The organism is Roseateles sp. P5_B10, from assembly GCF_056400485.1.
Map to the genome: position 1 here is coordinate 1 of NZ_JBFULE010000415.1, position 4,627 is coordinate 4,627.

Consider the following 4,627-nt stretch of genomic DNA (forward strand, 5'->3'; position numbering starts at 1 on the left):
CTGTCCTCCAGCACCAGGGTTTCCTTGATGCGGTTCTGCGTCGCGCCGCCGGTGTAGAGCGGATAGCTCAAGGTCAGGCCGATGCTGGCGTTCTTGGAGGTGCCGGCTCCGGCCTGCGCAGCTGCAATGCCACCCAGGCTGTTGTGCTGGTTCTGGCCACCCAGGGTGGCGCTGGCGTCCAGCGTCGGCTTTTCGCCGGCCCGGGCGATCTGCGTATCGAGCTGTGCCATTTCCAGGCCCAACCGCGCCTTGCGCACGCCTGGATGCTGGTCATCGGCTGTCGCGACCCAGGTGTCGACGTTGTCGCTGGGCAGGGCCGGCAGGGCGACCGGCACCGCCAGGCTCTTGGGCTCGACGCCGACGCGGCCGACGAACTGGTCCAGCGTGACGCGCGCGACGCGCAGATCGTTGTCGGCTTTCAGCTCCTGAGCCACTGCCAGGTCATAGCGGGCCTGGGCTTCGCGCGTGTCGGTGATCGTGGCGGTGCCAACCTCGAAGTTGCGCTTGGCCGAGGCCAGTTGCTCGGAGATGCCTGCCTTGTTGGCGCGCGACGTCGTCAGCGTGTCCTTGGCGGCCAGCACATCGAAATAGGCCGTGGCCAGCCGGACGATGAGGTCCTGTTCGGCCAGATCCAGATCGGCCTGAGCGACCGCATAGGCTCGGCGGGCCTTGTCAATGGTCGGAATATTGCTCGCGTTGTAGACGGAATATTTTCCCTGCAGGCCAGCCGTCAATGTCCTCGTATTGAAGCTCGCAGACGAAGGCGGGTCGGTTTGCGCCACGGTGCCCGAACCGGACAGATAGAGCGACGGCCGGATCAGGGCCTCGGCCTGGGCAGCGCGCGCCGCAGCCGCGTCGGCGCTGTTGCGGGTCGCCAGATAAGTCGCGTCATAGCCCCTCGCAGCGTCATAGAGCTCCTGCAGGCTCTGGGCCTGGGCCACGCCGGCGAGCAGGAGGCTGGCGGCGATGGCCAGCGGTTGCAGGATCAGGCGGGGGGCTGTGACGAAGGGCATGGAATTCCTTGACTTGGGCAATGTAGTGAGCGCGGCCGGGTTTATAGAGGCAAAGCCCGCCGGTGACTGAAGCCATGTGACGACCTGCGCCCAAACGGGGAGCAACGGTCGTTTTACGGCGACGGGCTGCATCCGGCCTGGCTTAGAAACTGAAGGCCGGCGCTTCGGCGAAACCCGGCAGGCGCCCGGCCACCGTGTCGAACAGCTCGACGGTGCGGAAGTCGCTCGCGCCGGTGCGCGTGACGAGCACGGCGCGCATGACAGGCACCTCGCCGACGATGGCCGCCAGGCGCCCGCCGACCTTGAGCTGGTTCAGCAAGGCCTGGGGCACCGACGCGACCGAGCCGGACAGCAGGATCACGTCGAAGGGTTCCTCGGCGGCCAGGCCGGCGGCGCCGTCCTGGTTCAGCACCGTGGCGTTCAGCACGCCGGCGCGCTTCAGGTTGGCCGCAGCGGCGGCAGCCAGGCCGGCGTCGGCCTCCAGCGCAATGACGCGCTGCGCCTTGTGGCCCAGCAGCGCKGCCAGGTGACCCGTGGCGGCGCCGATCTCCAGCACCTTCTCGTGGCGCTGCACCTTGAGTTCCTGCAGCAGCCGGGCCTCCACCTTGGGTGCCAGCATGCGACGCGTGGCTGTGAGCGGCAGCTCGGTGTCGACAAAGGCTTGCAGCCTGTGGGCTTCGGGCACGAAGTCCTCGCGGTGCACCACGCGCAACAGCTCCAGCACGCTGGGGTCGAGCACATCCCAGGGCCGGATCTGCTGCTCGATCATGTTGAAGCGGACTTGTTCGAGGTTCATCTTGTTCTCCGAGGCGCGGTCGACGGCAAAAAGCAAAATTCTAGAGGTCAGCCCGGTGTGGCGAGCAAGCCGTGCAGCAGCAGCGACATCTGGGCGTCCAGCAACTCCTCGGCGCCCATGGTCTGGTGGCAGATGTCGTGCTCGCCGAAGGAATGCTCGTGCAGCAGCATGTGCAGCATGGGTGCGATCAGCATGTGCACCGTGGCCTCAACAGGCACGGCGCGGAACTCGCCGGTGCGGATGCCGCGCTCGATGAGGCCCCCGATCAGCGCCTGGGACGGCCGGATGACCTCCTCCACATAGAAACGCGCCAGCTCGGGGAAGTTGCGCGCCTCGACCATCATGATCTTGCAGACGACGCCGGCATTGCCATGGCCGACCTTGGCCCACCAGGCCTGCATCATCTGGCTCAGCAGCTCGGCGATGGAGCCCTGGTACAGCGCCGCCTGGGCAGCCGATTCGGCGATGTGCACGGACAGGTTGTCGCGCACCATGGCCTTGAAGAGCTCGTCCTTGCTGGGGTAGTAGCGGTAGAGCGTGCCCTTGGCCACGCCGGCGCGCGCCGCGATTTCCTCGCTGCGCGTGGCGGCAAAGCCCTTCTCGACGAAGAGCGCCAGGGCGGCGTCCAGCAGCTCCTGCGGGCGGGCGTCCTTGCGGCGTTGGCGGGGGGTGGCGGTGGCCAAGATGGCGAAGTTAATGACCGGAGGGTCAGTAATGTAGCCCGCCGGGCCAGGCAGCGGCAAGGGCACGCCCTGCCCGCTGGCTACACTGCGCGGCTTTGTTCGCCCCCGGAGCCGTTACGTGGATGTCATCCTGCTGATCAAAGCCGCCGTCATGGGCATCGTCGAGGGACTGACCGAGTTCCTGCCCGTCTCGTCCACGGGCCATCTGATCCTGACCGGCAGCCTGCTGGGCATGACGGATGCCAAGTCCAAKGTCTTCGATATCGCCATCCAGAGCGGCGCCATCCTGGCCGTGCTGATCGTCTACTGGGCGCGCATCCGCGAGGCCCTGGGCGGCATCACCAACAGCGCCAAACAGCAGCGCTTCGTCGCCAACATCGCCATCGGCTTCCTGCCCGCCGGCCTGGTCGGTCTGACGGTCTACAAGGCCATCAAGGCGCATCTGTTCAACGCGCCCGTCGTCGCCGGCGCCTTCATCGTCGGCGCGCTGATCATCCTGTGGGTGGAAAAACGCGCCCAGCCGGTGGCCCGCGTGCAGAGCGTGGACGACATGACGGCGCTGGACGCCCTCAAGGTCGGTCTCGTGCAATGCCTGGGCATGATCCCCGGCACCAGCCGCTCGGGCGCCACCATCATTGGCGGCATGCTGCTGGGCCTATCGCGCAAGGCGGCGACCGACTTCTCCTTCTTCCTGGCCATCCCGACGCTGATCTCGGCCGGCGGCTACAGCCTGTGGAAGGAGCGCCACGCGCTGTCCATGGCCGACGCGCCGATGTTCGCCGTCGGTTTCATCGTCAGCTTCCTGGCCGCCTGGGCCTGCGTGCGCTGGCTGCTGCGCTACGTGGCCACCCACAACTTCGTGCCGTTTGCCTGGTATCGCATCGCCTTCGGCGTCGTCGTGCTGGCAACCTGGCTGACCGGTACGGTTATCTGGGCGGACTGAGATAATTAGGTCATGGCCATCACGATCAAGACCGCAGCCGATGTCGAAGGCATGCGCATCGCCGGGCGCCTGGCGTCCGAAGTGCTCGACATGCTCACGGCGCACGTCAAGCCGGGCGTCACCACCAACGAGCTGGACAAGCTCGCGCACGACCACATCGTCAACGTGCAGCAGGGCATTCCCGCGCCGCTGAACTACTGCCCGCCCGGCTACATCCCCTACCCCAAGTCGATCTGCACCTCGGTCAACAGCCAGGTCTGCCACGGCATTCCGAATGACAAGCCGCTGAAGAACGGCGACATCGTCAATATCGACGTCACCGTCATCAAGGATGGCTGGCATGGCGACACCAGCCGCATGTTCGTCGTCGGCGAGGGCTCCATCGCGGCCAAGCGGCTGTGCGCCTTCACCTACGAGGCCATGTGGAAGGGCATCGCCAAGGTCAAGCCCGGCGCGCGCCTGGGCGACATCGGCCACGCCATCCAGACCTTTGCCGAGAACGCCGGCTTCTCCATCGTGCGCGAGTTCTGCGGCCACGGCATCGGCCAGGTCTTCCATGAGGAGCCGCAGGTGCTGCACTACGGCCGCCCCGGCACGCTGGACGAACTCGTACCCGGCATGATGTTCACCATCGAGCCCATGATCAACGCCGGCCGCCGCGAGATCCGCGAGTTGGGCGATGGCTGGACCATCGTCACCAAGGACCGCTCGCTTTCCGCCCAGTGGGAGCACACCATCCTCGTCACCGACACCGGCTACGAGGTCATGACGCTGTCGGCCGGCAGCCCACCGCCGCCCGCCTTCATCACGCAGGCCGCTGCGGCGACCGCGTAAGCCGTGGCCACGCTCGCCGAGCTCCGCCAGCAGTTCAAGGCGGGCAAGCAGACGCTGATCGACGACTTCCTGRCCGCGCGGCCCACGCAGGCCGGCGCCCAGACCCTGCTGCGCCGCCTGGCCCGCCATGTCGACGACGCGCTGCGCGCGCTCTGGGACGGTGCCGGCATGCCCGCGGGCTCCTGTCTTGCGGCCGTCGGCGGCTACGGCCGTGGCGAGCTCTTCCCGCATTCCGACGTCGACGTGCTGGTGCTGCTGCCCGATGGCGTCGAGGCCCATGTGCCCGGCCCGGTCAAGTCGGCCATCGAAGGTTTCATCACGGCCTGCTGGGACCTGGGCCTGGAGATCGGCTCCTCGG

6 protein-coding genes are annotated in these 4,627 nt (G+C 67.3%); 3 read left to right on the plus strand and 3 right to left on the minus strand.

Going from position 1 to position 4,627, the window contains the following annotated elements:
• The 3 genes from AC1DU6_RS20730 to AC1DU6_RS20740 all read right to left on the minus strand — a co-directional run.
• On the minus strand, positions 1–1,013 hold a 1,013-nt coding region (locus AC1DU6_RS20730; RefSeq protein ID WP_477859265.1), incomplete at its 3' end, for a TolC family protein.
• 142 nt (positions 1,014–1,155) lie between these two features.
• A complete protein-coding gene (locus AC1DU6_RS20735) occupies positions 1,156–1,809 on the minus strand; it encodes a protein-L-isoaspartate O-methyltransferase family protein (RefSeq protein WP_457324077.1) in 654 nt (217 codons plus the stop codon).
• A gap of 47 nt (positions 1,810–1,856) precedes the next feature.
• Entirely contained in the window at positions 1,857–2,492 is a 636-nt protein-coding gene (locus AC1DU6_RS20740; RefSeq protein WP_235531847.1) for a TetR/AcrR family transcriptional regulator, read from the minus strand.
• 118 nt (positions 2,493–2,610) lie between these two features.
• Here AC1DU6_RS20740 and AC1DU6_RS20745 point away from each other — a divergent pair, with 118 nt between their 5' ends.
• From AC1DU6_RS20745 to AC1DU6_RS20755, 3 genes are all read left to right on the plus strand, one after another.
• Complete coding sequence (locus AC1DU6_RS20745; protein WP_477859267.1) at positions 2,611–3,435, plus strand: undecaprenyl-diphosphate phosphatase; 825 nt, start codon at positions 2,611–2,613, stop codon at positions 3,433–3,435.
• Between the two features lie 12 nt (positions 3,436–3,447).
• Positions 3,448–4,269 carry a type I methionyl aminopeptidase gene (gene map / locus AC1DU6_RS20750; protein WP_457324078.1) on the plus strand — a complete coding sequence of 274 codons (822 nt, stop codon included), beginning with the start codon at positions 3,448–3,450 and terminating at the stop codon, positions 4,267–4,269.
• A gap of 3 nt (positions 4,270–4,272) precedes the next feature.
• Positions 4,273–4,627: nucleotidyltransferase domain-containing protein (locus AC1DU6_RS20755; protein ID WP_477859269.1), on the plus strand; the 355-nt coding region annotated here is incomplete at its 3' end.

Excerpts from the sequence above, each read along its gene's own strand:
- map (WP_457324078.1), top strand. The coding sequence starts at position 3,448 with ATGGCCATCACGATCAAGACCGCAGCCGATGTCGAAGGCATGCGCATC.